Raw genomic sequence first — 25,794 nt, forward strand, 5'->3', positions numbered from 1 at the left:
AATGCTGCGAATTGCCGAAGAAGCCCTCACGTTTGATGATGTCCTGCTTGTTCCCGGACACTCCGAAGTTTTGCCCAAGGATGTCAGCCTGAAAACCCGGTTGACCAAGGACATTTCCCTCAACATCCCCCTGTTGTCTGCCGCGATGGATACCGTAACCGAGGCCGAACTGGCGATCGCCATGGCTCAGGAAGGTGGCATCGGCATCATGCACAAGAACATGTCTGTTGAGCAACAGGCAGCAGCGGTTCGCAAGGTCAAGAAATTTGAGAGCGGCGTGGTGAAAGACCCGATTACCGTGTCGCCCAGCACCACCGTTCGTGAACTGCTGGACATTACCACTGCCAACAACATTTCCGGTCTGCCGGTGGTGGACGGTCGTGACCTGGTGGGGATTGTCACCGGTCGCGATATCCGCTTCGAGAGCCGTCTCGACACGCCGGTGTCTGACATCATGACGCCGAAGGAAAAGCTGGTCACTGTTCAGGAAGGCGGCGATCTCGAGGAAGTGAAAGAACTGCTTCACCGTCACCGTATTGAGAAAGTGCTGGTGGTGAACGACAGCTTCGAACTCCGCGGTCTGATCACCGTCAAGGATATCCAGAAGGCCAAGGACTACCCGCTGGCAGCCAAAGATGAGCAGGGCCGTCTCCGCGTCGGTGCCGCCGTCGGTACCGGTGGCGACACCGAAGCCCGGATCTCTGCGCTGGTGGAAGCCGGTGTTGATGTGATTGTTGTCGATACTGCCCATGGTCATTCCAAGGGCGTTATTGATCGGGTGCGTTGGGTCAAGCAGACCTATCCCCAGGTTCAGGTTATCGGTGGCAACATCGCCACTGCCGAAGCGGCAATTGCCCTCGCTGACGCCGGCGCTGACGCCGTCAAGGTTGGCATCGGTCCTGGCTCCATCTGCACCACCCGCATAGTGGCGGGCATTGGTGTGCCCCAGGTCACCGCAGTATCCAATGTTGCTGAAGCTCTGAAGGATCGCGGTGTACCGCTGATTGCTGATGGCGGTGTACGGTTCTCCGGTGACCTGGCCAAGGCCATCGCCGCCGGCGCGCACTGTGTCATGGTCGGCAGCCTGCTGGCCGGTACCGATGAGGCGCCGGGTGAAGTGGAGCTGTTCCAGGGTCGAAGCTATAAGGCCTACCGCGGTATGGGCTCCATCGGTGCCATGGGACAGGGCTCCAGTGACCGTTACTTCCAGGATGCCAGCGAAGGCGTCGAGAAGCTGGTGCCGGAAGGCATTGAAGGCCGGGTTGCCTGTAAGGGACCGATGCGCAACATCGTTCATCAGCTGATGGGCGGTCTGCGGGCCTCCATGGGCTATACCGGCAGCGCCAACATGGATGAGATGCGCACCAAGCCGCAGTTCGTTCGTATTACCAACGCCGGGATGCGGGAAAGCCACGTCCACGACGTGACCATTACCAAGGAAGCACCCAACTACCGCGTTGGCTGATCGCGACCGCCTAGGGCCGGCCCAGTGGGTCGGCCGTTTTCGTTTAACCGGTCGTTGACTTTACTTGCATTGAGGAACCCATGGCCCAGAACATTCATGACCACCGCATCCTGATTCTTGATTTTGGCTCCCAGTACACCCAGTTGATTGCCCGCCGCGTTCGGGAAATCGGTGTGTACTGTGAAATCCGTCCGTTCGACATTTCCGGTGACGAGCTCAATGAGTTCAATCCCAAGGGAATCATTCTGGCGGGTGGTCCGGAGTCAGTCACGGAGCTGGGAGGCCCACGTGCACCGGAAGGCCTGTTTGAGCGTGGTATTCCGGTACTGGGCATCTGCTACGGCATGCAGACCATGGCCGAGCAACTCGGTGGCAAAGTGGCCAGCTCCGACAAGCGCGAGTTCGGCTATGCCCAGGTCAAGGTGCGTGCCGAAGGGCCGCTGCTGAAAGACATCAAAGACCACCTGACGGCAACCGGTGACGCCCTGCTGGACGTGTGGATGAGCCATGGCGACAAGGTCGTCACCATGCCTGAAGGCTTCGAGCTGCTGGCGTCCACCGAGAGCGCACCGATTGCTGCAATGCAGGATCTCAGCCGCAACCTGTACGGTGTCCAGTTCCACCCGGAAGTGACTCACACCCTGCAAGGCAAACGCATTCTGGAGCATTTCGCACTGAACATCTGTCAGTGTGAAGCGCTGTGGACTCCGGCCAAGATCGTTGATGACGCCGTTGCGCAGATCAAGCAGCAGGTGGGTGATGACAAGGTGTTGCTGGCACTGTCCGGCGGTGTGGACTCGTCGGTCACCGCGGCACTGCTGCACAAGGCGATTGGCGACCAGCTGACCTGTGTGTTTGTCGACAATGGTCTGTTGCGCCTGAACGAAGGCGAGCAGGTGATGGACATGTTCGCCCGCAACATGGGTGTGAAAGTCATCAAGGTGGACGCTGAGGACCTGTTCCTGGGTAAGCTCAAGGGTGTGTCTGACCCTGAACAGAAGCGCAAGGTTATCGGCAACACTTTCATCGACGTGTTCGATGACGAAGCCGCCAAGATCACCGATGTGAACTGGCTGGCCCAGGGCACCATCTACCCGGATGTGATCGAGTCTGCCGCCTCCAAGACCGGCAAGGCACATGTGATCAAATCCCACCACAACGTGGGTGGGCTGCCGGAAACCATGAAGATGAAGCTGGTTGAGCCGCTGCGGGAACTGTTCAAGGACGAAGTTCGCAAGATCGGCCTGGAGCTGGGCCTGCCGTACGACATGGTCTACCGTCACCCGTTCCCGGGGCCTGGTCTGGGTGTACGTATCCTCGGTGAGGTGCATAAGGAGTACGCGGATATCCTGCGTCGCGCCGATGCCATCTTTATCGAGGAGCTGCATCGCGCGGACTACTACCACAAGACCAGCCAGGCGTTTGCTGTGTTCCTGCCGGTGAAGTCGGTCGGTGTGGTCGGCGACGCCCGACGCTACGAGTACGTGGTGGCACTGCGCGCGGTGGAAACCATCGACTTCATGACCGCTCGCTGGGCGCATCTGCCTTACGACCTGCTGGAGACCGTATCCAACCGCATCATCAACGAGATTAGCGGTGTGTCCCGGGTGACCTACGATGTGTCATCCAAGCCGCCGGCGACGATTGAGTGGGAATGATCGCGCGTTAGGCAGTAACTGCCAATAATCGGTAAGTAGAAAAAGCCCATGCTTTCATGGGCTTTTTTGTATCTGGCAGTATCGGGTCACCACTGGCCGAGGGGAGCCGGTCAAGAAGGGCTGCCTCTTGCCCGGTTTGGACCTCACGATATGAGACGGAGCATTCAGGTGAAATGGATAATCGCTTTTTTGTCAGTAGCCTTGATTGGGAGCAACCTGTTCTGGCTTGCTATTGTCGTGGATCAGGGGGTGACTTCGGCTTATCGTGACCAACAGATCCAGGAACTGGATGAAACGCGGAAGCAACTGATGGCGGCGTTGCCGGAGTTGGCTGGGCATCTCGGTAAGGAGGAGGTAGTCTCGATTGTTAGCAGGCACACAGAACTGGGTGTATATGAAAAATCAGGGTGCACCTGGGCTGGCTGGGTTGCTCTGAAGTTCCACGAACAGGGCACGTTGCAGGCGGCGATGCCGGTTTGGGATTACGGTGGTAACCCCTGCCTTGAAAGCTTTTGATTGGGCGGGGCTTGTCAGAGGCTCCTTAAACGTTTTCTTATTTCTATAAAATATAAGCATCGCTGCGTACTCCCTGAAACCCGCATGTTTCTTGGTACTGCGCTCCACAACGGACTGACCAGAATCTGGTTGCGAATTATCCAAACGCTGACTAAGCCTGTAGGGTGGTGTTAACCACAGTCGAAAAGGAGGTTTTGCGTAATGGCTCAGTACCAGGCAATACCAGATTCGCAGGGGGGCAGTCGGCAGCAGCGGCCGCGTGATCCGAGCAAGGGGTACGTTGCCCTGTTGGGATGGTCGTTGAACGCGGTGGAGGCGGCGGACCGTTTTGATCGCCGTTACGTGGTGGTGGCGCCCGAATGGGCGGAAGACTACTGCAAGGAGCACGACATTCCCTACGTGCCCTGGAATTTCGAACGCATCAATGACCGTTCCATGGAGATTGCCCAGACCCTCAAGGAGATGGGGGTGAATGTGGCGATTCCACTGTTCGAGGAAACGGTGGAATGGGCCGGTGCGATCAACTCCGTATTGCTGAACAACCCACGATTGCTGGGGCAGGCGATGCTGTTGCGGGACAAGGCGTTGATGAAACGTCGGGCCCAGTTGGGTGGCATTCGTGTTGGCATTTTCGAGGAAGCCCATGACAAAGAGGACGTGATCCGCTTCCTCAAACGGGTTAACCAGACCCTGTTGAAACTCGATGGCGATCCCAATGATCCCATCCATCTCAAGGCCTTCGACAAGGCCGGCTGTCTCGGCCATCGGGTGATCCGGTCACCGGATGAGGTGGATGCCATTCCCGATGAAGAGTTCCCGGTGTTGATGGAATCCCATCTGGACGGCTGGGAGTTTGCGGTCGAAGCCTGGATTCACCAGGGCAAGATCCGCTTCCTGAATATTTCCGAGTACGTCACCCTGGGCTATTCGGTGTTTGTGCCGGCATCGCCTGAGCTGGAGAAGTACCGCGACCAGATCCGTACCCAGATCGAAAAACTGATCAAGACCTTTGATATCGAATTCGGTTTCGTTCACCCGGAGTATTTCGTCACCAGCGATGGCGAAATGTACTTTGGCGAGGTGGCGTACCGTCCGCCCGGCTTCAAGGTGTTTGAGTTACTGGAGCGGGCGTATGGCTTCAATGCCTACCAGGGTCTGATCCTGGCCTTTGATCCAAAGACCACGGAGGAGGAGATTGCCGCGTTCTTCCCCCGCGAGGTGGTGGATGCCAAGGGCTATGCCGGGTGTTTCGGGGTTTACCCGCGGCGGCGGGTGGTGAGCCGGCTGGAAATACCGGAAGAGACTGAGGACCACGACTACTTCGAGTCCCATGAGCTTACACCACCACTTGAGGAAACCGTCACCAAGCGCACGGCGTTCGGTACCCATTGGGGTCTGGTGTACTTCTTCGGTGACGAGCCCCACACCCTGCGGGACCTGCTCAAGCACCAGGAGGACCTGGATTTCTATGTATAATGGCGGTGGCCGTGAATGCGGCCGCCACTGCTGGCGCTGAGGATCGATCACACCAGCCCCTGTGCAAGGAGTCCAATGAGTACCATTGATACCGGTGATGGCAGTAACGATGCCAAGTTGGCCAAGCTTTCCTGCCAGCTGCTGGATGCCGTCCAGAGCCTGGCGGAGGCGCCTTCGTTCACCCGCGCCGCCAAGCTCCAGCGGCTGTTCGACCTGGGGCGCCGGCTGCTGCTGAACGATGGTGGCTGTGCGGTTCTGGAGCAGTATGCGCCGCAGCTGGAGCAGGCCGGCGTATTCGCCGGGACCGACTGGGCTTACCCCCAGATCCTCATTCCTGCCCTCAGCGCTTCCTCCCTCAAGAGCGCCAACAGCGACACCGTGGTAATCGAAGCCCTGAGCGACCTGCGTTTGCTGGCGGTGGCGATGGGGGATTACAGCCACGTGTCGGTGTCGTCGGAGCAGGCCCACCATTTCCTGACCCAGGTGCTGGCAGCCAATCTGGACATGCTGTTCAGCCCGCCCACGGAGGCTGAACGCACCCAGCAGGGGCGGATGGCCCTGGCCAGCCGGGCGCTGGTCCGGTACCTGGCTGAGCGGGTTGGCTATGAGCACATCATTGACCGATTGATCGACGAGATCTGGCGCATCCTGCAGCAGCGCCCCATTCAGGTTGACGGCGTTAAACGCATGGTGACCCAGATCGCGGTCTGTCGCGCAGATCCGACGATCAACCTGGGGGCCAGCGGACATGGCGCTGATCGCCTGATCAGCGCTTTGTTTGCCCCGTCGTCAGCCTGCCGCGAGGACCCGGGGCTGGCGGTTTACCAGGAACGGCTGGAGGCAATGGATTCGGCGGCCCTGCAGTCCGAGGCGACCGGGTTCGCCCGTTCCATGCACGATACCGGGCTGGTATCGCCGTATCACGCCACGTTGCTCCGTTTCCTGCTGGATCAGAGCGATTACCTGATTGCCGAGGCCCTGGGGTTGTCCAGTACCGGTCGCGAATGCCTGTTGTGTTACGACCAGCTGGTTCGGGCGATGATCGAGTTCGGTATCTATCCGGAAACCGGGCAGGGGATCTACGGCCTGGCGCTGATGCTGGAACGGGGCATTCTGTATCAGCCTCCGGTGGCGCCCGCGCTGTGGCGGCAGATTGCGCTGCCGATTTCTGACTATTGTCGGCAGCGGCTGAGCCTGGTGTTTGGTAACAGTCCGTCGCCGGAGGTCCGGTTGATGGAAGGTGTGTTGTGTATTCTGGGGCTGCCGTTGGGCGTCGGCCAGGGCAACAACCCCACCTGTCAGTCGGCCCGGGCGCTGTCGATGTGGGCTTACAACGATCCCGATTATCTGTTGCAGATGGTGGTGTGGGCTGCCCGGGATGACGAGATTGTGATGCACTTTGAGGGACAGGCCATTTCTTCGCGGGAGAGTCAGTCCGGCGTGGCGACGGAGATGTCGCTGGATCTTGATCCGGTGTCCTTGGTGGTGGTGCCGCACCTGGACCGGATCTACGCCGAGATGGGACGCCGCTGTGCCGATCGCGAGGGCGATCCCCACCGCTGGATCAACCCGGAATTCCACGGCTGGTGGGCCGGTCGCGGGTTCCGCATCAACGTCGATGTTGCCACCGGCCTGCTGCAGGATCTGGAAGGGTTTCTCAGCCACTTCTATGCCTGCTACCACCCGTTCTACAACGGCAACCAGCCGGTGATCCATCCCCAGCCGGCAGGGATCGCCGTCACCGACAGCGCAGCCCGTTTCATTGGTTGGCATGCCATCACCATTGTGCGGGTGGCCCTCGACCCCGAGGAGCAGATGCGTGTGTACTTCTTCAATCCCAACAATGACAGTGGCCAGAACTGGGGCGATGGCATCCTGGTCAGCACCTCAGGCAAGGGCGAACGTTTCGGCGAGGCGTCACTGACCTTTGAGGAGTTCGCCTCCAGGCTGTACATCTTCCACTACGACCCGCTGGAGCGGGGCGTGCTGGCCAATGTGCCCGCCGAACAGCTACAGGCAGTGATCGACCGGATTCACCGCAGTTGGGGCGACAACCGCCTGCCCGCCAGTGGCTTGCAAGCTCAGGAGTAAATAGCGCTAGCGGCGGACAGACTGTGCTCAAACGGCCTCAATAAACGTCAGCAGTCCAGTCAACTGGCGCACCTGCACCGGCAACGTCTGGGGCAGGGCGGTCAGGGTGTGATCGAGCCGGGCCAGCTGGAAAGCGCCGGAGATCCGCAGGTGGGCAATGCCGGGGGCTAATCGCACATAGCCTCGCCGGTAGCGTTGCAGCTCCGCCACGAACTCGTCCAGCCTCAGGTTATCGGCTACCAGCACCCCACGGGTCCAGGCGTCGGCGTAGGGCTGGACTGGCGCCTGTTGGAGCAAACCGTTGGCGTTGTAGTCGTATCGAACACCCGGATCGGCGCTGATCACCGAGCTGGATTGGCCTGGTGCCAGTGTGGCGGTCCCGGTCAGCATGTTGAGGCGACAGTATTGGCTGTCCACGGCACGAACGTGTAAACGACAGGCGCTCTGTGGCCGAATGCTCCCCTGAGGAGTGGCGATAAGAAAATCTGGTTCGTCGCTGCCGACTGCGGTTTCAACCACAAGTTCCCCGGCCAGCAGCCGCAACTTCGGGGAGGTGCCATGCTCCTCAACCACCGCCCGGGTGTTGGTGTTCAGATGAACCTGAATACCGTTGGGCAGGCGCAGTTGCCGTTGTTCACCGTGGCCTGCGGTGAGGTAGCCCGGCTCCAGGTGGCGCCACCACTCCCGCTCTGTCACCTGGTAACCGAGTCCGCCGGCCGCGGCCATCACGGCGAGCGCCTTGAGAGCATCCCGCCGTTGCAGGCGTGGTCGTCCCAGTGTGGCATGCGCTACCGGTTTGGGCATCAGTCCGAGTTTCTGGCGGACCGCCTCGGCCTTGCTCCAGGCCTGCTCATGCCTGGGGTCGGCCTGGCGCCAACGCAGACAGTCTGCTTCGTCCTGCGCGGTGGCTTCACCGCTGCACAGCAAGCTGAGCCACTGCGCCGCCTCCCGGGCGACATCCCGATCGATCATGCCATCACCATGATGCATTCCTCGAACGCCGTTGCCATATAGCGCTTGACCGTACGCAGGTTGACCTCCAACTGTTCGGCAATGGCGGCGTAGGTCAGCCCGTCGAGCTGGGACAGCAGGAATGCCTGGCGGACTTTGGGCTTCAGCCGATCAAGGATGGTATCCAGTTCGTACAGGGCCTCGCGAATCAGGTGCTGGGTTTCGGCAGAGGGGTAATGTCGTTCTGGCAGCGCGGCGAGAGCCTCCTGGTAGGCGGTTTCCAGGCTCTGGCGCCGATAATGGTCCTTTACCAGGCGGCCAGCCACCGTGGTGAGGTAGGCCCGGGGTTCGCGGATGTCCAGTGGCTTGTCGTGCCGCTGGCGATGGTTCAGCAGTTTGATGAAGGTGTCCTGGGCAAGGTCTGCCGCCTGCTGACGGCAGCCGAGCTTGTGACGTAGCCAGTTCAGAAGGTAGCCGTGGTGGCCGAGATAGAGTTCACCGATGGCATCGTGTGAGAGGGTGTGAGGCGTCGACATACTTCACCATGAATGATAATGCGTATCATTTTATTCATTTACTTGTTACTTTCAACCAGTCGGCACACGGTTGCCGAAAAATGTCCTGTCCGGTGTGCGAAGGGTAAATCTTTTGCAAAGCCGCGCGCCTAGACTGTTCCTGAGAACCGCTTTCATTTAGTTTGTCATCCTGTCCACTGCGACCTGTCTGGCTTCTGGCCGTCGGGTTGTGGCGTCCATGGTTTTACCGGAGGTAGCAGTCACCGCATGTCCCCCACCACAGTCCGCCCCGGTCGTCGGCGGCGTTTACCCCTGTTGTTGATTCTGATAGCGGCTCTGGCCATTGCGTCGGTTGCCGGCTGGTTGTTGGCCGATGACGGCGAGTCCAAACACCCCTTACCCACGGCGAAGGCGGATCGTGGCGATGTCCAGGTGCTGGTCAGCGCCACCGGCGTGCTGGAACCCAACACCTACGTGGATGTCGGCGCGCAGGTGTCCGGCCAGCTGGATGTGATCCATGTGCGGGTCGGGGAGCGGGTAAAAGAGGGGCAGCTACTGGCCGAGATCGACCCAACCATCTACACCGCACGGGTGGATGCCACCCGCGCCCAACTGAGGAACCAGCAGGCCCAGCTGGAGGACCGCAAAGCCAGCCTGAAACTGGCGCAGATACAGTACCGCCGCCAGGGCAATCTGATGGCGGAGGATGCCACTACCGAGGAAGCCCTGCAGAGTGCCGAGGCGGGCCTGGCGTCGGCGCGGGCCCAGGTGGCCATGCTGGAGGCGCAGATCGAGCAGACATCCTCGACCTTGCGGGCGGAGGAGGCCAACCTTGACTATGCCCGTATCTACGCGCCCATGGATGGCACCGTGGTGTCCATCTCCGCTCGCCAGGGGCAGGCGTTGAACGCGGTCCAGCAGGCGCCGGTGTTGATGCGCATCGCCGATCTTCAGACCATGCGGGTGCGGGCCCAGGTGTCTGAGGCGGACATTGGCCGGCTTATGCCCGGCATGGCGGTGTATTTCACCACCCTGGGCAATCCGGACGACCGGATCGAAGGCAATCTGGATTACGTTGAGCCAACGCCCGAGGTCACCAACAACGTCGTGCTCTACAACGCGCTGTTTCGTGTTCCCAACAGCGAAGGCCGGCTGTTGCCGCAGATGACGGCGAAAGTGTTCTTTGTGGTGAAAGAGGCGCTGGATGTGGTGCGGGTTCCGGCGACGGCGATCCACAACGGCGAAGTGCAGCTCGCGACCGCAGCGGGCAGTGAACCCCGCAAGGTCGAAGTCGGCATCAGCAACCGGGTCCATACTGAGGTTCGCCAGGGCCTGGCTGCGGGCGACGAGGTGCTGCTGAAAACACCGGGCCAGGCTGGAGCAGACGGGGATCGGCCCAGGTTCCGGGGAGTCTTGCGGTGACCGCGCCAGTACCATTGATCCGGCTGGAGGGCATCACCCGCACCTTTGGCGAAGGCGAACTGGCGGTGCCGGTGCTCAAGGGCATTGACCTGACCATTCACCCTGGTGAGTTCGTCGCCATCATGGGACCTTCCGGTTCGGGAAAATCCACCCTTATGAACATCCTGGGATGCCTGGATGTGGCAGACAGCGGCACCTACACCTTCGATGGCCGGGATGTGTCCGCCATGGATCGGGACGAGCTTGCCCATCTGCGCCGGGAAGCCTTTGGCTTCGTGTTCCAGAGCTATCATCTGTTGCCCGGTGTGAGTGCGGTGGGCAACGTGGAGGTGCCGGCCATTTACGCCGGTGTGGCGCCTGATCAGCGTCGGGCCCGGGCGGTTCACCTGCTTGAGGAACTGGGGCTGGCGGAGCGCTTGGCCAATACACCGTCGCAGTTGTCCGGCGGGCAACAGCAACGGGTGTCGATTGCCCGGGCTTTGATGAACGGTGGCCAGATCATCCTCGCGGACGAGCCCACCGGTGCCCTGGACAGCGCCAGCGGGCGGGATGTGATGCGGTTACTGGCATCGCTGTCGGAGCGGGGCCACACGGTGATCCTGATTACCCACGATCCCGACGTGGCAGCGGTTGCCCATCGCCAGATCACCATTGCTGATGGCGAGATCACCGGCGACTCTGGCCTCGATGAACCATTGCCCACGTCTTCCGCAGCCGGGGCCAAACCGCTCGCCAACCGGCGGACGTCCATGCTGGTTGACTGGCAGGAGGCCTTCCGCAGCGCCTTGCGTTCCCTGCGTTCCAATGTCTTCCGCACCGCGCTGACGCTGCTGGGCATTGTCATCGGGGTTGCCTCGGTGATCACCATGCTGGCGATCGGGGAGGGGGCCAAGAAGGATGTGGTGGATCGCATCAGTGCCATGGGCAGTAACCTGCTGCTGGTGCGACCCGGTGGCCCGGAGCAGCGCCACGGTCGCTGGAATGTGACCACGTTGGTGCCTGGCGATTTCAAAGCAATCAATGAATTGCCGGGGATTCTTGCTGCAGTACCTGAAGTAACGGGTACCCAGGTGATGCGGTACGGCAATCTCGATCACCAGGCCGAGATCAACGCCACCTCGCACCAGTTTGTGCGGGCCCGGCAGTGGCAGGTGGCCCGGGGCAGCTTTTTCACCGAGGCGGATGAGGACCGCTACGCCGCGGTGGCGGTGCTTGGGCAGTCGGTCGCCAAGGCCCTGTTTCCGGACCAGGACCCCTTGGGACGTTACCTGATGGTGAACAACGTGCTGTTTCAGGTGATCGGGGTGATGACGGAGCGGGGCGCATCCCCGATGGGGCACGACCAGGACGATGTAGTGCTGGTGCCGTACACCACCGGCAATCTGCGTATCTTCGGTCAGCAACACCTGCGTAATGTGACGGTGGCGGTGTCTGACACCGGCCGCATGGACCAGGTCCAGGACAGCGTGCACCAGTTGCTGTTGGCCCGCCATGGCACCGAGGACTTCCAGATTTTCAACATGGCGTCGCTGATTGAGGCGGTGTCCGAGACCCAGAACACGCTCACCTGGCTGCTGGGTTCCATCGCGGCTATCTCCCTGTTGGTGGGTGGCATCGGGGTGATGAACATCATGCTGGTCAGTGTTACCGAGCGTACCCGGGAGATTGGCATCCGCATGGCCACCGGCGCCCGCAGCTGGCATATCCTGCAACAGTTTCTGACCGAAGCGTGGCTGGTGTCGTCCATCGGTGGTCTGATCGGGGTGGGGCTGGGGTTAACCGCGACCCAGGCGGTGGCGTCGTTCGATACGCCGGTGGCGGTCACCTGGCTGCCGGTGGTGCTGGCCTTCAGCTGTGCCTTCGCCACCGGATTGTTTTTCGGGTACCTGCCGGCCCACAAGGCCGCCAAGCTGGACCCGGTTCATGCATTGGCGTCGGAGTAGCCTGTGAAGTTGCTGTTGTCTGTTGTCGTGGTGTCCGCCGCGTTGGCATTGCCTGGGTGTGCCACCTTTGAACCCGAATCCGTCGAACCGCCGTTGCCCCTGCCAGAGCAGTGGCACCTCGGCGAAACTGACACCACCCCAGCCATGGACACCCGGTGGTGGCAGGCGTTTGGTGACCCGGTCCTGATCTCGCTGGTGGAACAGGCGCTGGAGCATAATCCCGATCTTGCGGCGACTGCCGAGGCGGTGATCCAGGCAGATCTGCAATTGCGCAATGCGGGGGCGTCGCTGCTGCCGGAGGTTGGTGGCAGTGGCAGCACGGGTAAGCAGATCAGCCGTCGGGACGGTACCACCAGCAATGCCGGCTCGACTCGGCTTGGGCTCGACATCAGCTATGAAGTGGACCTGTGGGGGCGATTAAGGGCCAGCGAGGCATCCGCCACGGCGACACTGGCGGCGACGCGCTATGACCTGTCCGGCGCCCGGCTGACGCTGGTGGCGTCGGTGGCTTCTACCTGGTTTCAGCTGCTGGACGCGCGGGAGCGGCTGCAGGTGGCGGAGCGCAATCTGGACATCGCCCGCCGCACCCTGACGCTGGTGGCCGCGCGCCATCGCCTGGGGGCAGCGGACCGGTCGGAGTTGGCCCGTCAGCGTACCGAAGTGCTGAGCCGGGAAAACGCCATCCCGCCCCTGCAGTACCAGGTCCAGGCCCGTGAGGCTGCGTTGCAGGTGCTGACGGGGCGAATGCCTTATCAGCAGGCCCTGCCGGAGGCCGGGTTGATGGCGGTGTCGGTGCCGGCCATTGCCAGTGGCCTGCCTGCCGAGGTGATTCGGCAGCGGCCCGACATTGCCGCGGTGGAGGCACGGCTGCAGGCGGCGTCTGCGGACGTCGCAGTGGCTCGAGCTGCCCTGTTGCCTTCGCTGTCATTAAGCGGTGCGGTGACGTTGACCAACACCAGCCTGCTGAGCCTGGCGGACCCGGTGACGGGCGCCAATGGTCTGTTGAGCCTGGCCCAGACCCTGTTCGATGGAGGCCGCCGGGACAATGCGGTGGCGTTGTCCCGGTCCCGCCAGGTGGCGTTACTGGCCCAGTATCGCAGTGCCTTGCTGACGGCGGTGCAGGAGGTGGGTGACGCTCAGGAGCGGGTGGCGCTGTATCGGGGGCAGGAACTGCGGCTGGAGCGCATTCGCGAACAGGCTGAAGAGGCCCTCCGGCTGACCGAGGTGCGCTATCGGGAGGGTGCCGATGATCTGCTGACGCTGTTATCCGCCCAGGAATCGGTGTTCAGCGTTCGCAGCCAGCTCAGCCAGGCGCGCCTCGAGCGGTTGCAGGCGGCGGTGGATCTGTACAAAGCGCTGGGACGCTGGCCAGAGGCTCCAGCGGCGATAGCGGGAGGTTAGGGCGCCTGGAGCCGCGGGTTGCCTGTCGGCGCTGTACCCTCGTCGACGGGCTTTACAGTTTGATGAAACACACACCGTCGTGGCGCCTGTGAATCGCCGGTTTTATTGGCGTTTTTGGTGATTGGTCGTTTTCTTGCTGTGTTCGGGGCAACGCCTTGCCCAAGGACTGGAGGCATTGCAGGGCGGACACCCCATTCAGGTAGAAAGGGACTCACCATGGAAACAATAATGAAACGGGCACTGGGCGCACTGCTCCTGATCTCGGCATGTATAACAATCAACGCAGCCCAGGCTGCAGCCATCGATTTTCGTGATGGAGGCTGGAGTGGTGCCAACAACCAGTCCGGCCACACCTCCGGGGGCGTTAGCGCCAGCGCCCAGAAGCTTTTCCAGACATCGCTGCTGGGGGTTGGCATCAGCACGCTCAGTTGGTGGGCCGATGGTTCCGAACCTCCGGGATTTGAGCGCCTGACAATTGATCTGGGCGCCCAGCGCCAGGTCGACAGTTTTATCCTCAGCAATTTTTTCTCTGGCGAAACCAGCACTTTATGCGGCTGTACCTACGACGATCAGGTGTTTTTCCGTCTCGACAACGGGGCCTGGCAGAGTGTTACGGCGGATGATGCCCTGACCGGATTGTTCGATGTGACGGTTGCCCAGAGTTTCCGGGAAATCGAGTTGTATTCCCCGTATCACGAGTTCTCGGTGCAGCAGATATTGCTGGCGGAGGTGCCTGAACCGGCGGCGTTGATGCTGTTGTCCCTCGGCTTGATTGGCATGGGGCTTCGGCGTCGGAGAAAGCAGCCAGGGCAACTGTTATAAGTCGATAGACCTCCCTTGCGAAGTGATACAACGCCGTTGCGGTGATGCTGCAACGGCGTCAGTTTCTTTTACATGCCAATCAGGGTTCCTTAACGACCCCGCTATTGCTTGCTGATCTGTTCCAGCCGGTGAGCCTGTTCGGTGGATGCCGAGCTCATGTCTTTCAGCTCCGAGGCGTCCTGGGCGTTCTGTTCCGAGATGGTCCGGATACGTTCCGCCAGCTGGCTGATCTCCTCGGTCACGCTGGCCTGTTCCTCTGAGGCCGCGGCGATGCTGACCGTGCGCTCCTTGATGTTGTCAAACGCCGCCACGATTCCCTCGAAGCTCTCGCGAACTTTCTGGGCCCGCTCAACGGAGGACTCCGAGAGCCGGTGGCTGGATTCAATCACCTGGACACCCTGACGGGCAGCGTCCTGGAGCTGCTGGATCATGCCGTCGATCTCATTGGCGGATTCCTGGGTCTTGGCGGCCAACGAGCGCACCTCGTCGGCGACCACAGCAAAACCCCGACCCTGTTCACCGGCCCGTGCCGCTTCAATTGCCGCGTTCAGGGCCAGCAGGTTGGTCTGTTCCGAAATGGCTTTGATCACCTCCAGTACCGACCCCACCTGCTGGGAATCCGAAGCCAGTTTGTCGATCACCGAGGAGGCTTCGCGAAGCGCCTCGGCCAGCTGGGCGATCGCTTCACCGTTCTCGCTGACCGCGACCTGGCCTTCCTGCACCAGCTGCGACGCGTCCTCTGCCGTATCCGCTGCGTTGTTGGTGTTGCTCGCCACTTCCGAGGCGCTGGCGGACATCTGATTGATGGCGGACGCCAGGGTGAGGTTTTCCTTCATCTGATCGCTGGCGCGGTCATTGAGGGTATGGCTCAGGGCCTGGAGGTTGTCCGCGCCGGTCTTGACGCTGCTGGCCTCGGTGGCGACCCGGGCCAGGATGCTTTCCAGGTGGGTGCCGTAGTCGTTGACCGCCGTTCTCAGCTCGCCCACCTCATCGGCACGGGCGATGGTCAGCTTGCTGCCGTGCTGGCCCTCGCTGAGGGCATCGATCTGCCGGGTTGTCTCCTGAATGCTCCTGATCAGGCTCCGACCGAACAGCAGCACCACGGCGGCGAAGAGGGTAACCAGCGGCAGCAGGGTCAGGTAGAGGCCGGAACTCACACGCTGCAATGCCGACAACGCAGTCGATTCAGGAAGAATCATGGCCACTGTCCAGCCCTGCTGTTCCAGCTCGGACTGCACCAGCACCGCGCGATCCGAACCGGTGACTTCGTCAGACAGATAGGACGGTTCTGGCTCGCGCAGTGCGGTCTTGAGCGGGGCCAGTCCGGGGTGCGAGCGGATGGCGTCGTCCAGGGTCTGCATGTTCAGGTTTTCTGAGCGAATGCCTGGAAACGAGACAATACGCCCGGTCTGGTCGATGACCAGGCTGTAGCCACCGGTCATGTCGTTCTGGGTGGTCATCAGGTCATTGAGCCCCGACAGCATCAGGTCAATGGTGGCGACACCCCAGAATTCGCCCTGTCGCCGGATTGCCGCAGTGCAGGTGACCATCGGGGTGCCCGACACCGCATCTTCATAGGCTTCCGACCAGGCGCACTGGCCCGGTGCCAGGCTCCGTCCTGCGGTGTACCAGCCTTCGTTGTGGTAGCCGCTGCCCTGGGGGTCGTTGTAATCATCCAGCAGGTCCAGGCCTCCCTGGCCATTGCGGGCCCAGAACAGCGAATCCCGGCTTTTACCCGGTGTCAGCTTGCCCGGCTCCGGCCAGATGCCGCCACCGGCGATGGCGGCGTTGCCGTAGTGGTCGACCACCGGCGCCAGTTCGCTGATGAATCGCTGTTTTTCCAGGGGGAGCGTTTCGGCCAGGGCGGCCAGGGTGCTTGTCAGTACCGCTGCTTCCGTGAGCGTCTTCTCGATTTCGCTTCGGCTGTTCTCCACGGCCTGGCCGGCATTGGCGATTGCCTGCTGCTCCAACTCGGGGTGAGCCACAAACGTCATAACCAGGTAGATTGTCAGGAAAGAACCGGCAAGAAGGCTGATGCCCAATACTTTGATTTTTTGGTTCAACGTCAAAATTTACATCCTCAAAATATTTGTACAGCGTGGACCTCCCCGCCAGTATAGATACGAATCCCCGGCTTCGCTCAAGGCTCTGTGCCCGATTTTTTCGCTGCTCGCTTATGACTCCTCCCGGTTCGGGGCGGTGACCGGCAGCGTCAGGGTGAAGCAGCTTCCACTTCCGGGGCTGCTGCTGACATCGATCCGGCCCCCGAGTATGCCCGTCACCAGATTGAAGGTGATGTGCAGGCCGAGTCCTGACCCTCCCTGGCCCAGCCGCGTTGTGTAGAACGGATCAAAAATGCGTTTCTGCAGCTCTTTCGGAATGCCGCAGCCATCGTCGCTGACACTCAGCGACAGCCAACCCGGCGCTGCCGCCCGGGCGGTGATTCGAATGGTTCCCGGCTCATCCTCGTTGAAGGCGTGAATCACCGCGTTGTTGATCAGGTTGATCAGCACCTGTGACAGTGAGCCCGGGTAGCTGTCCAACGAAAGCGAGGCCGGCACATCGATCTCGAGCCGACAGGGGGTGCGTTGCAGGGTGGGGCGCATCGACAGGTGTACTTCGTTGACCAGCTCCTGAAGCTCGAATACACGTCGATTGGAACTGGCCTGATCGAGGGCGATCTGTTTGAAGGCGCCGATCAGTTCCGCGGCCCGAGTCATGTTCCGTTCAATGATCTGAGCACCCTCATCAACGTCCTCGATGAAATGCTCCATGTCGCTGCGGGTGAGTTGTCCGGCCAGTTTTCTGGTGAAGTCCTGCTTCGCGTCCAGGATGGCCGTCGAGGACATCAGCGCGTTGCCGACCGGCGTATTGAGTTCATGGGCAATGCCGGACACCAGTGAGCCCAGGGACGCCAGCTTCTCACTTTGCACCAGTTCGTCCTGAACCTCCTCCAGATGTTTAAGCAGCGATTTCAGCTTGTCACCATAGGCGTTGACCGCCAGTCGCAGTTCGCCAATCTCGTTGAGCGGGCCGGTATCGAGTACGCGGGTGCTTTCACCTTCCGCCAGCTCCTGGACCTGCCCGGTGGTTTGTTGAATCTTCTGTAGTAGTTTACGCAGGCTGATAGCCGCCACGGTGCCCACCGCCGAGAGCAGAGCGCCGATTGCCAGCATCAGGAACAGACCGGTGCTCTTGGCAGCTGCTATCATCCGGCTTTTGGGAACCACTAGGCCGATGGCCCAGCCGGTTTGCGGGACGCTGATAAGGTGGACATAGGCGGCCTCGCCGAGGATTTCGTCCTTCGGCAGTTCGATCATATCGGTGTCCTGGAGGGCGGTTGCATGCTCAAACGTCGTCTTGAGCCATGGCAGTCGCTGGCCAAGCGCGGTTGCGGTGATCAGTGAGGTCGCCCTGTCGTCCGCTCGAATTGCTGTCGACGGGAAGCTGATCATGTGACCGACGTTGTCGATGGCAAACGCGTAGCCTTCGTTCTCTGCGCCATACTGGGACAGGATGTCTGTGATGCCATCCAACCGCATGTCCACGGTGGCGACGCCAACGAAGCGGTTGTCGTACATGGGGATGGTGCAGGTGACCATCGGGGTGAGGGTGAAGGGATCGGTGTAGGCATTCGACCATTGGCAACGATCGGCGGGGGCGTCGCGGCCGGCCAGGTACCACACCCGGTTATGATAGCCGGCGCCATCGGGGTCGTTGTAGTCGTCTACAAACCGCATGGCGCCATTTGCACGACCCCAGAAAAAGCTCCGACGGGTGACTCCTTCTGCAAAGGTACCCGGTTCCGGCCAGATACCACCACCGGCGATGGTGGCGTCACCGTGGTTGTCGATCACCCGGGGAAAGAGTTCTTTGAACAGGGCTTCATCCTTCGGCAACCGGGTGGCGGCAATGGCCAGGGTGCTGGTGAGAAACTCCGTCTGGCTCAGCTTGGCGCCAAGAAGTTCCACAATGCCCGCCTGGTTCAGCGCTATCTGTTGTTGTTGCTGTTGGGTCAGCTTGGGTTTCACGATCAACTCGACGACCATGAATATGAGGAGCAGGGCCATGACGAACACGAGGGAGAAACCAAGGTTTATCTTGTGGCGAATCATGAGTCGAGGCGTGGCCATTGGTTCCCCTGGCAGTGTCTTTATCGAACCGGTAAGGCTCCCTGTTGTTCAGATTTTTCAGGGTCTTCACCAGCCGCTGGCTGAAGAATAGTCAAACCGGCGTCGGCCTGCTACGTTGACGTCCCAGGCCGAATCTGATGCCGGTTTCCGCCCTGCCAGCCCAGGTGTGCGGCCGTCGTAGCGGGCCGCCAGCGCCCTTGTAAAGGTGTTCAATTGACCTATGCTTAAAAGGGTAGTGCTGTGTTAGTCTGAGGCTTTTCAGTGTGTTATCAGGGTCGTCGAGGAAGTGAGGTATGGCAGAGAGTGGCGATGATCTGATGGTGTTTGCTGACGAAATAAAGTCAGAAGACACTAGGACGCCAAAGCCATGGAAGATACTTGTTGTTGATGATGATCCCGATGTTCATGCAGCGACCAGGTTGGCGCTCAAAGGATTGACAGTCGAGGGCCGTTCACTCGATGTCATTGATGCCTATTCCGCATCTGAGGCACTTGCGATCCTGAAGCAGGATGGAGACTATTCCGTCGCCCTGATTGATGTCGTCATGGAAAGCGACGATGCCGGTCTCGGGTTGGTTCAGGAGATACGGAACACCTTAAACAACCACAGTATTCGGCTGATTTTGCGTACGGGGCAACCGGGCTTTGCGCCCGAGAGCGAAACTATACGCCTGTATGATATCAACGACTACAAGACCAAGTCAGAACTCACCAGGGTTCGGTTGTTTACCAGTATTGCGATCGCCATTCGCTCCTATTCCCAGATAAAGCAACTCGAAGCCAACCAGGATGGGCTGGAGCGGATTCTGGCGGCCGCTTCGGAACTGGGGCGACTGTCGGATATGGACCGATTCGCCGCAAGCTTGATCCGGCAGCTGTGCGACCTGTTGAAAGAGCCGCGGTCCGGCTTCGTTGTCTCCTGTTCCGGAGCAAAGGGCGCCGAGGCTTTTATTGTGTCCGCCGCTGGGCGATTCCACGACGCCAAAGGGGGCTTGCTGGAGGACTTGCCAGACACCGGGGTGCGTCAGCAGGTCCAGCAGGTTCTCAGGGAGAAGCAGCTCCTGTTCCAGGCCGGGCTTTGTGTCTATTTTCCCGGCACCGACGGTCAGGCTATTGCCGCTTATGTGGATCTTGACCACGCCCTCTCCACCGAAGAACAACGCCTGCTGGAGGTGTTTTGCAGCAACGTGGCGGTCGCTTTCGAAAACCTCCAGCTGTACCACTCCATTGAGCAGCTCGCCTACCAGGACCCACTGATTGGCCTGCCCAATCGCAACGGGTTTGTCGCCGAGATCGAGCAGCGAATCAGCCTGAATGCGCTGCAGCCCCAGGCGGTGGTGCTGGTGGACCTGGATAACTTTTCGTACATGAACAGCGTGCTGGACGAGGCGTTTGGCGACGACATCCTGCGAGCAGTTGTACAACGCATGCGGTCTCAGCTCGATCACAGTGATTTCATTGCCCGGGTGGGTGGGGATGTGTTCGGCGTGGTCGGCAATGCCTGCGATCTGACCCCGGAACGCATCGCCGGCATCTTTGCCGAACCTTTCACGCTGCATCAGAACGAACCGCTGCGGATTTCTGCCACCAGCGGCCTGATTCTCCTGAAGAGCGAGTTTCGCTGCGCCACCGAGATTCTCAAGAACGTCGGCGTGGCGCTGAAACACGCCAAGCATTTCTACCGCGGAAAAACCGTTCTGTTTACCACCGAACTGGCAGACGCTGCCCGTGATCGCATGCATCTGCTAAGCCGATTGCGAACGGCCTTCTCAAGAGAGCACCTGAAGCTGCATTTCCAGCCTTTTATCCGTTTGCGTGACGGCGCCGCCGTGGGAGCTGAGTGCCTGTTGCGCTGGGAGGTCGAACCGGGGCAGTTCATCTCGCCGGATCAGTTTATCCCGCTGGCGGAGCAGGCGGGCATGATGGTCGCCCTGGGAGACTGGGTGACCAGCGGCGCGCTGCGCTGGCGCGCCGGCCTGCAGGGGCAGGTGGCGGATGACTTCCGGGTTGCCATCAATATGTCACTGATGCAGCTGCGGGAAGCGGATTTTGTGGAGAACTTGATTGGTAACGTTCAGCAGCATGGACTGAAAGGGCAGCACGTCGAGATCGAGTTAACCGAGTCCATCGCTGCAGACGACGTGGACGGTATCATCCAGAAACTCACGCAACTTCGGGATTTCGGCATCAGCATTGCCATGGACGATTTCGGGACCGGCTATTCATCCCTCAGTATCCTGAACCGGCTGCCGATTGACCGGCTCAAGATCGACCGCAGTTTTGTCAGCGGCGCGGCGGCCAGTCAGCCGCGATTCGATATGGCCCACACCATTATGGAGATCGCTGACAATTTCCAGATGAAGGTCATCGCCGAAGGGGTGGAGACCGACCACCAGCGGGATGTGCTGAACGGCATGGGTTGTCAGGAAGGTCAGGGGTATCTGTTTTCCCGGGCCCTTGATGCGGCGGCGTTCAGCGACTGGCTGATGTCAAACACGCCAGCCCGGCCGGATGCCGGACGTATCACCGGGGGTAACCGGTGATGTCCTTGATTCGGTGGTACAGGGGCTGGAGCTGGCGATACATGTCCAGATAGACCTCGCGGTAGAGCCGGTCATACAGCTGGCTGGTTTCGGCGGCAGGCTCGAACACATCGCCGACCCGGGTCATTGCGGCAACGGCGGTCTCGAAATCCGGATGCAGTCCCAGGCCCACGGCCGCATCGATGGCGGCGCCGAGGCCGGACGTCTCGTAGGTGTGGGGGCGCTCTGCGGGCAGGCCGAACACATCCGCCGTCAACTGCATGGCCGCATCACTCTGGGAACCGCCGCCGGCAACCCGCAGGCGGCGAATCGCGACACCGCTGCGCTTCTCGATGCGTTCCTTGCCCTCGCGCAGGGCGTAGGCCAGCCCTTCCAGTATCGCCCGATAGATGTGGGCGCGGGTGTGGACATCGCCGAAACCGATGATGGAGCCCTTGGCTTCCGGCCCCGGATTGCGGACACCGGGAGACCAGTAGGGTTGCAGCATCAGCCCCATGGAACCGGCGGGAACGGAGCGCACCAGTTCGTCAAACAGGGCCTCTGGCTCGACGCCCTGCTGCTCGGCGATTTTCTGCTCCCGCAGCCCGAACTCCCGCTTGAACCAGCTCACCATCCAGAAACCGCGATAGATCATCACTTCCGTGGAATAGTGCCCGGGCAACGCCGACGGGTAAGGGGGCATGAAGCGGATGGGCTCGACGTAACGCTGGCTGGTGGTGTTGATGGTGGCGGTGGTGCCGTAACTCATGCAGCCGATGTCCGGGGTCAGCCCGCCGGAGCCCAAAATCTCACAGGCCTTGTCGGAGGCCGCTGCCACCACCGGCAGCCCCACCGGTACACCCAGGTGATAACCCGCTTCCGGTGTCAGGTGGCCAATGGGGGTGCCCGGCGGTACCAGTTCCGGCAGCATTGATTGGGTGATTGGCATGGTCTGCCATTTGAAGTCCCGGGGGGCGGCCCAGGTGTGGCGCTTGTAGTCGAACGGCAGATAGCCGACCTGGCTGCCGATGGAATCCCGGAATTCGCCGGTCAGCCGATAGTTCAGGTAGCCGGAGAGCAGCAGATAGTGGGCCGTATCCTGCCAGATTTCGGGCTGGTTCTGGGCGATCCAGTTGGCCTGGGTTTTCTCCCGGAAGCGATCGATGGTGTCTTCCAGTCTCAACAGTTTGAACAGCCAGCCCCAGGGGCCGGTCACGGGTCCGTCGACCCGGGCGTGGCGCTGATCCAGCCAGATGATGGCCGGTCTCAGGGGCTGGCCCTGGCGATCCAGGTTGACCACGGTGCCCCGCTGGGTGGTCACGGTGACACCGGCGACTTGAGAGGGCGACACCTCGGTGCTGTCCCACAGCCGTTGGCAGGCCTTGCCGAGGTTGTCCCAGAAATACTCGGGTTGCTGCTCCGCCCAACCGGGCTGCTGGGAAAAGTAGGGTTCGATCTCCTGTTTGCCCTTGGCCACCAGGTTGCCCGCCAGATCAAACAGCAGTGCCCGCACGCTTTGGGTGCCGTTGTCGATCGCGAGAATGAGCGGATCGTTGCGGTTCATGAGGTCTGGCTCCGTTGCGCTGGCAGGGCGTAGGCGTTGCGCCAGAGCGCAAGGTAGCGCTGGACCTCGGCGTTCCAGGTGTCGTCATCCCAGCCCAGGGCGCCTGCGCAGTGCTCACGAATGGCCGGCAGCCAGGCCTGGGCACCGTCGGGCAGGATCTGGCCGAGCCGGCTGCGGCGCAGCAACAGGTCATCCAGGTGGACCACGTCGGCCTGAGCAGCAGCCCAGGTCAGCTCGCACCACAGGGTGTCGGTGTCGGCAATGTGGGTTGTTGCTCCGGCATCCAGAACCCTGGCCAGGGCCGGGCCGTAGCTGCCGGTCAGTCGGCGCCAGGTCTGATGGCCGATGTGATCCGGTCGCGCCAGGGTCGGGGCCGGGCGAAACAGCGGGGCTGAGGCCGGGCGCCACTGCACGGAAGGCAGGTAATTCTTGCCATGTTGCAGCGTCTCGCGGGCAATCAGCCGGAAAGTGGTGAGCTTGCCGCCGGCCACGGTGACCAGGCCCTGCTGATCCCAGATGGCGTGCTCACGGTTTTCCTGGGATGCGGATTTGCCTTCACTACGGCTGACCACCGGCCGCACACCGGCCCAGGTGGACAGGATGTCCGCTTCCTCAATGGCCCGGCCGGGAAACAGTTCGTCAACGATCCGCAGCAGGTAGTCCACTTCCGCCTGACTGATGCCCGGCTCCTCGGTAAGCGGTGTCTCGTGATCCAGGTCCGTGGTGCCCAGGACGGTGGCGCCCTGCCACGGGAAGGCAAACACCGGGCGGCGGTCCTGCGGGTGCAACAGCGATACGGAACAGGTCACCGGCAGGCGCGACCAGGGCACCACCAGGTGGCTGCCCCGCAGGGGGCGGATGCGCATAGGGGTTCCGTCGTTCCGTTGCAGCTCTCCCGCCCAGGCGCCAGTGGCGCTGATCACCAGCGGTGTCGAGATGGTGAAGGCGCTGGTGTCCTTGCTGCTGTCGCTGTTATCGCGGACGGTCAGGCCGGTCACCCGGCCGTCCTGATCCCGTAAAACCTGTTCGGCGCGCACGTAGTTGAGGCAGTGGGCGCCGGCGAGGCGGGCCTCGTCAATCACCCGCAACACCAGGCGGGCATCGTCGGTCACGGCGTCGGTGAAGCCGCTGGCGGCCACCAGGGATTGCGGGTTGAGCCCGGGCACCCAGTTCAGCGTGTCGGCCGGTGTGAGGCGACGGCGGGAGCGCACCCCTGCGATGCGGTCGTAGGCCCGCAGCAGCATGCCGAACAGCCGTGGACCGGGGAACTGGCGGCGGTAATGGGGCATGATGAACTGCAACGGCTCGATCAGCCCGGGTACTTCCGCCATCAGGCGCTGGCGCTCAGTGACCGCATCCCGGGTCAGCCCCAGCTGGCCGCTGCCGAGATACCGCAGGCCACCGTGCACCATCTTCGACGAGCGCGAAGAGGTGCCCCAGGCGAAGTCCCGTTGCTCGATCAACAGCACCTTGAGCCCGCTACCGGCTGCCTCCGCGGCAATGCCGGCACCGGTAATGCCGCCGCCGACGACGATCAGATCGTAGGCCGGGGTGTCGCTGGCAAACCGCGACAGCCAGTCCGCACGTTGCTGAGTGTTCATTCCGCTGAGTCCGTATCGGTGGCCAGCAGGGTGCCCGGGTTGAGCCGCTGTTGCGGATCGAAGGTGTGACACAGCCCCCGGATTACCCGCATCCCCAGTGCCCCTTTTTCAACCGGCAGGTAAGGCGCGTGGTCTTTGCCAACGCCGTGCTGGTGACTGATGGTGCCGCGATTCTCGACGATCAGCTTGGAGGTGCTGTGCTTGAGGGCGTGCCAGCGGGCCAGGGTACCGGCGTAGTCGGTATCTGTGCGGAACACGTAGGTGGTGTAGATGCTGCAGCCCTGAGGATAGAAGTGGGACAGATGGGTGAACACATGAACCCGTTCGCCCAACTCTGCCAGGCCGCCGCGCAGGTTGTTCTCAATGGTCGCCAGCAGGTGGTCGACGTTGTCCCAGTCGGTGGCGGTTTCCAGGGTATCGACGGCGTACCCCATCTGCCACAGTGCCTCTCGCAGGTAAGGCATGGTGAAGCGTTTTTCAGCCCATTTGCCGCCCAGGTAGGTACCGGTGTAAACGCCCTCATGCTCGCCGCAGATCCGCCGGGTTTCCTTCAGCGCGGTGCGGCACTGGGGACGGGTGCCGGTGAGGCCGAAGGTCATCATGCATTTGCCGTCGCGGGCACCACGGAAAGACAGAAACGATTCCAGCATGCGTATCTGGGTCGGATGACCGGCCAAAGCCAGCTGGGTTTCGGTCTCGGTGGCGTTACTCAGCCGCAGCATCGACAGCTGGGTGCGGTTCTGTACCAGGCTGCGGGCGGCGGTCCGGGCCTGTTCCCAGCTGGGGAAGAACACCACATGGAAGCTTTCCTGCGCCGGCAGCGGCGTCACCCGCACCTTCACCTCGGTGATGATGCCCAGTCGGCCCTCCGATCCCAGCACCATTTCGCGGATGTCCGGGCCGGCACTGGAGGCGGGCAGGGTGGGCAGTGACAGGGTGCCTTGCAGCGTCTCCACTGAGCCGCCGGCAAACAGCTGTTCAATGCGCCCGTAACGCAGGGACTGCTGGCCACTGGACCGGCTGGCAACCCAGCCGCCGATGGTGGACAGCTCGAACGACTGCGGGAAGTGGCCGAGGGTGTAGCCCTTGGCCCGAAGCTGGGATTCCACCAGGGGGCCCGGGGTGCCGGCACCGAATGTAGCAATCTGGCTGTCAGGGTCCAGATCCAGCAGGCGGTCCATCTGTGCCAGACTGATGGTCAACACCGGGCGTTTGCCCGCTTGGGGGTTGATGTGGCCAGCGACGCTGGTGCCGCCACCATAGGGGATCACATCGATATCGTGCTGGTCGGCGTAGGCCAACAGGCTGCGGACGTCCTCGGGGCTGGTTGGGCAGGCGACGCCATCGGGAAAGCGTCCGAAGTCGCCACTGCGCATGGCCAGCCAGTCCGGCAGGCTCTGGCCGCGGGCATGGCGGACCCGGATGTCGGCGTCGGTGGCTACCAGTGGATGGTCGGGCAGGTGGCTGTCCGGCACCTGCTGGCAGACCGAGGCCAGGTCGGCGTCCGTCAGTGGCTCGGCAGCGCCAATGCGCTGTGAGAGAAAGTCGGTGCCCTGTGCGGGCAGCTCCAGGCTGAACTGATCGTCGCCCCATCCGTTCCATCGTCTCATGTTCGGTGACTCCGTGGTTGGCTTTGCTGCTGGCTCCCGTGTCTGTCATAACGGCAAGGCACGGATTCCCGGGGAAAAGATTGGATAGCAGGGATTGTAAAGGT

Annotated in this window: 17 protein-coding genes; 10 read left to right on the plus strand and 7 right to left on the minus strand. The window is 61.6% G+C overall.

The features are described 5' to 3' along the window. Position 1 precedes the first annotated feature (1 nt). The 5 genes from guaB to MLD24_RS05050 all read left to right on the plus strand — a co-directional run bounded on the left by guaB (position 2) and on the right by MLD24_RS05050 (position 7,206). Positions 2 to 1,465: an IMP dehydrogenase gene (gene guaB / locus MLD24_RS05030; protein WP_248164739.1), complete on the plus strand. Its 1,464-nt coding sequence runs from the start codon at positions 2 to 4 to the stop codon at positions 1,463 to 1,465. A gap of 80 nt (positions 1,466 to 1,545) precedes the next feature. Then, a complete protein-coding gene (gene guaA / locus MLD24_RS05035) occupies positions 1,546 to 3,123 on the plus strand; it encodes a glutamine-hydrolyzing GMP synthase (RefSeq protein ID WP_227175705.1) in 1,578 nt (525 codons plus the stop codon). 168 nt (positions 3,124 to 3,291) lie between these two features. Beyond that, complete coding sequence (locus MLD24_RS05040; protein ID WP_248164742.1) at positions 3,292 to 3,639, plus strand: hypothetical protein; 348 nt, start codon at positions 3,292 to 3,294, stop codon at positions 3,637 to 3,639. 201 nt (positions 3,640 to 3,840) lie between these two features. Beyond that, complete coding sequence (locus tag MLD24_RS05045) at positions 3,841 to 5,115, plus strand: ATP-grasp domain-containing protein (RefSeq protein WP_248164744.1); 1,275 nt, start codon at positions 3,841 to 3,843, stop codon at positions 5,113 to 5,115. 75 nt (positions 5,116 to 5,190) lie between these two features. After that, positions 5,191 to 7,206 carry a hypothetical protein gene (locus tag MLD24_RS05050; RefSeq protein WP_248164746.1) on the plus strand — a complete coding sequence of 672 codons (2,016 nt, stop codon included), beginning with the start codon at positions 5,191 to 5,193 and terminating at the stop codon, positions 7,204 to 7,206. 27 nt (positions 7,207 to 7,233) lie between these two features. Here the strand turns inward: MLD24_RS05050 and MLD24_RS05055 are convergent, their stop codons facing one another. After that, complete coding sequence (locus MLD24_RS05055; protein WP_248164749.1) at positions 7,234 to 8,178, minus strand: DUF4880 domain-containing protein; 945 nt, start codon at positions 8,176 to 8,178, stop codon at positions 7,234 to 7,236. After that, the gene (locus MLD24_RS05060; RefSeq protein WP_248164752.1) at positions 8,175 to 8,693 is read right to left on the minus strand and encodes a sigma-70 family RNA polymerase sigma factor; all 519 of its coding nucleotides are present in this window, start codon (positions 8,691 to 8,693) and stop codon (positions 8,175 to 8,177) included. The genes MLD24_RS05055 and MLD24_RS05060 overlap by 4 nt, the downstream gene beginning before the upstream one ends. A 246-nt stretch (positions 8,694 to 8,939) precedes the next feature. On the opposite strand from MLD24_RS05060, the gene MLD24_RS05065 reads away from it, so the two are divergent. The 4 genes from MLD24_RS05065 (at position 8,940) to MLD24_RS05080 (ending at position 14,260) form a co-directional block, all read left to right on the plus strand. Further along, complete coding sequence (locus tag MLD24_RS05065; RefSeq protein ID WP_248164755.1) at positions 8,940 to 10,094, plus strand: efflux RND transporter periplasmic adaptor subunit; 1,155 nt, start codon at positions 8,940 to 8,942, stop codon at positions 10,092 to 10,094. After that, positions 10,091 to 12,037 (plus strand): MacB family efflux pump subunit, encoded by a 1,947-nt coding sequence (locus MLD24_RS05070; protein ID WP_248164758.1) that lies wholly within the window; start codon positions 10,091 to 10,093, stop codon positions 12,035 to 12,037. Before MLD24_RS05065 ends, MLD24_RS05070 begins: the two co-directional genes overlap by 4 nt. A 3-nt stretch (positions 12,038 to 12,040) precedes the next feature. Beyond that, positions 12,041 to 13,438 (plus strand): efflux transporter outer membrane subunit, encoded by a 1,398-nt coding sequence (locus MLD24_RS05075; protein ID WP_248164761.1) that lies wholly within the window; start codon positions 12,041 to 12,043, stop codon positions 13,436 to 13,438. A gap of 228 nt (positions 13,439 to 13,666) precedes the next feature. Then, complete coding sequence (locus MLD24_RS05080; RefSeq protein WP_248164764.1) at positions 13,667 to 14,260, plus strand: PEP-CTERM sorting domain-containing protein; 594 nt, start codon at positions 13,667 to 13,669, stop codon at positions 14,258 to 14,260. Positions 14,261 to 14,361: 101 nt separating this feature from the next. Here the strand turns inward: MLD24_RS05080 and MLD24_RS05085 are convergent, their stop codons facing one another. Then, on the minus strand, positions 14,362 to 16,329 hold the full coding sequence (locus MLD24_RS05085; protein ID WP_248164766.1) for a methyl-accepting chemotaxis protein: 1,968 nt from the start codon (positions 16,327 to 16,329) through the stop codon (positions 14,362 to 14,364). Between the two features lie 105 nt (positions 16,330 to 16,434). Continuing rightward, complete coding sequence (locus MLD24_RS05090) at positions 16,435 to 18,330, minus strand: ATP-binding protein (protein WP_248164767.1); 1,896 nt, start codon at positions 18,328 to 18,330, stop codon at positions 16,435 to 16,437. Between the two features lie 497 nt (positions 18,331 to 18,827). On the opposite strand from MLD24_RS05090, the gene MLD24_RS05095 reads away from it, so the two are divergent. Further along, positions 18,828 to 20,936: a putative bifunctional diguanylate cyclase/phosphodiesterase gene (locus tag MLD24_RS05095; protein WP_248164769.1), complete on the plus strand. Its 2,109-nt coding sequence runs from the start codon at positions 18,828 to 18,830 to the stop codon at positions 20,934 to 20,936. On the opposite strand, the gene MLD24_RS05100 is transcribed toward MLD24_RS05095, so the two are convergent. Genes MLD24_RS05100 through MLD24_RS05110 form a run of 3 tightly spaced genes read right to left on the minus strand, consistent with a single transcriptional unit; the run spans position 20,917 to position 25,690 of the window. Next, positions 20,917 to 22,479: an FGGY-family carbohydrate kinase gene (locus MLD24_RS05100; RefSeq protein ID WP_248164772.1), complete on the minus strand. Its 1,563-nt coding sequence runs from the start codon at positions 22,477 to 22,479 to the stop codon at positions 20,917 to 20,919. The genes MLD24_RS05095 and MLD24_RS05100 overlap by 20 nt on opposite strands. After that, positions 22,476 to 24,080 (minus strand): glycerol-3-phosphate dehydrogenase/oxidase, encoded by a 1,605-nt coding sequence (locus MLD24_RS05105; protein ID WP_248164775.1) that lies wholly within the window; start codon positions 24,078 to 24,080, stop codon positions 22,476 to 22,478. The genes MLD24_RS05100 and MLD24_RS05105 overlap by 4 nt, the downstream gene beginning before the upstream one ends. Next, a complete protein-coding gene (locus MLD24_RS05110; protein WP_248164777.1) occupies positions 24,077 to 25,690 on the minus strand; it encodes an FAD-binding oxidoreductase in 1,614 nt (537 codons plus the stop codon). The genes MLD24_RS05105 and MLD24_RS05110 overlap by 4 nt, the downstream gene beginning before the upstream one ends. Positions 25,691 to 25,794: the final 104 nt, after the last annotated feature.

Origin of the sequence: Marinobacter xestospongiae (assembly GCF_023156385.1) — a bacterium.
Taxonomy (GTDB): domain Bacteria; phylum Pseudomonadota; class Gammaproteobacteria; order Pseudomonadales; family Oleiphilaceae; genus Marinobacter; species Marinobacter xestospongiae.

Excerpts from the sequence above, each read along its gene's own strand:
- MLD24_RS05080 (WP_248164764.1), top strand. The coding sequence starts at position 13,667 with ATGAAACGGGCACTGGGCGCACTGCTCCTGATCTCGGCATGTATAACA.
- guaA (WP_227175705.1), top strand. The coding sequence starts at position 1,546 with ATGGCCCAGAACATTCATGACCACCGCATCCTGATTCTTGATTTTGGC.
- MLD24_RS05100 (WP_248164772.1), bottom strand. The coding sequence starts at position 22,479 with ATGAACCGCAACGATCCGCTCATTCTCGCGATCGACAACGGCACCCAA.
- guaB (WP_248164739.1), top strand. The coding sequence starts at position 2 with ATGCTGCGAATTGCCGAAGAAGCCCTCACGTTTGATGATGTCCTGCTT.
- MLD24_RS05045 (WP_248164744.1), top strand. The coding sequence starts at position 3,841 with ATGGCTCAGTACCAGGCAATACCAGATTCGCAGGGGGGCAGTCGGCAG.
- MLD24_RS05110 (WP_248164777.1), bottom strand. The coding sequence starts at position 25,690 with ATGAGACGATGGAACGGATGGGGCGACGATCAGTTCAGCCTGGAGCTG.
- MLD24_RS05060 (WP_248164752.1), bottom strand. The coding sequence starts at position 8,693 with ATGTCGACGCCTCACACCCTCTCACACGATGCCATCGGTGAACTCTAT.
- MLD24_RS05090 (WP_248164767.1), bottom strand. The coding sequence starts at position 18,330 with ATGGCCCTGCTCCTCATATTCATGGTCGTCGAGTTGATCGTGAAACCC.
- MLD24_RS05055 (WP_248164749.1), bottom strand. The coding sequence starts at position 8,178 with ATGATCGATCGGGATGTCGCCCGGGAGGCGGCGCAGTGGCTCAGCTTG.
- MLD24_RS05105 (WP_248164775.1), bottom strand. The coding sequence starts at position 24,080 with ATGAACACTCAGCAACGTGCGGACTGGCTGTCGCGGTTTGCCAGCGAC.
- MLD24_RS05050 (WP_248164746.1), top strand. The coding sequence starts at position 5,191 with ATGAGTACCATTGATACCGGTGATGGCAGTAACGATGCCAAGTTGGCC.
- MLD24_RS05065 (WP_248164755.1), top strand. The coding sequence starts at position 8,940 with ATGTCCCCCACCACAGTCCGCCCCGGTCGTCGGCGGCGTTTACCCCTG.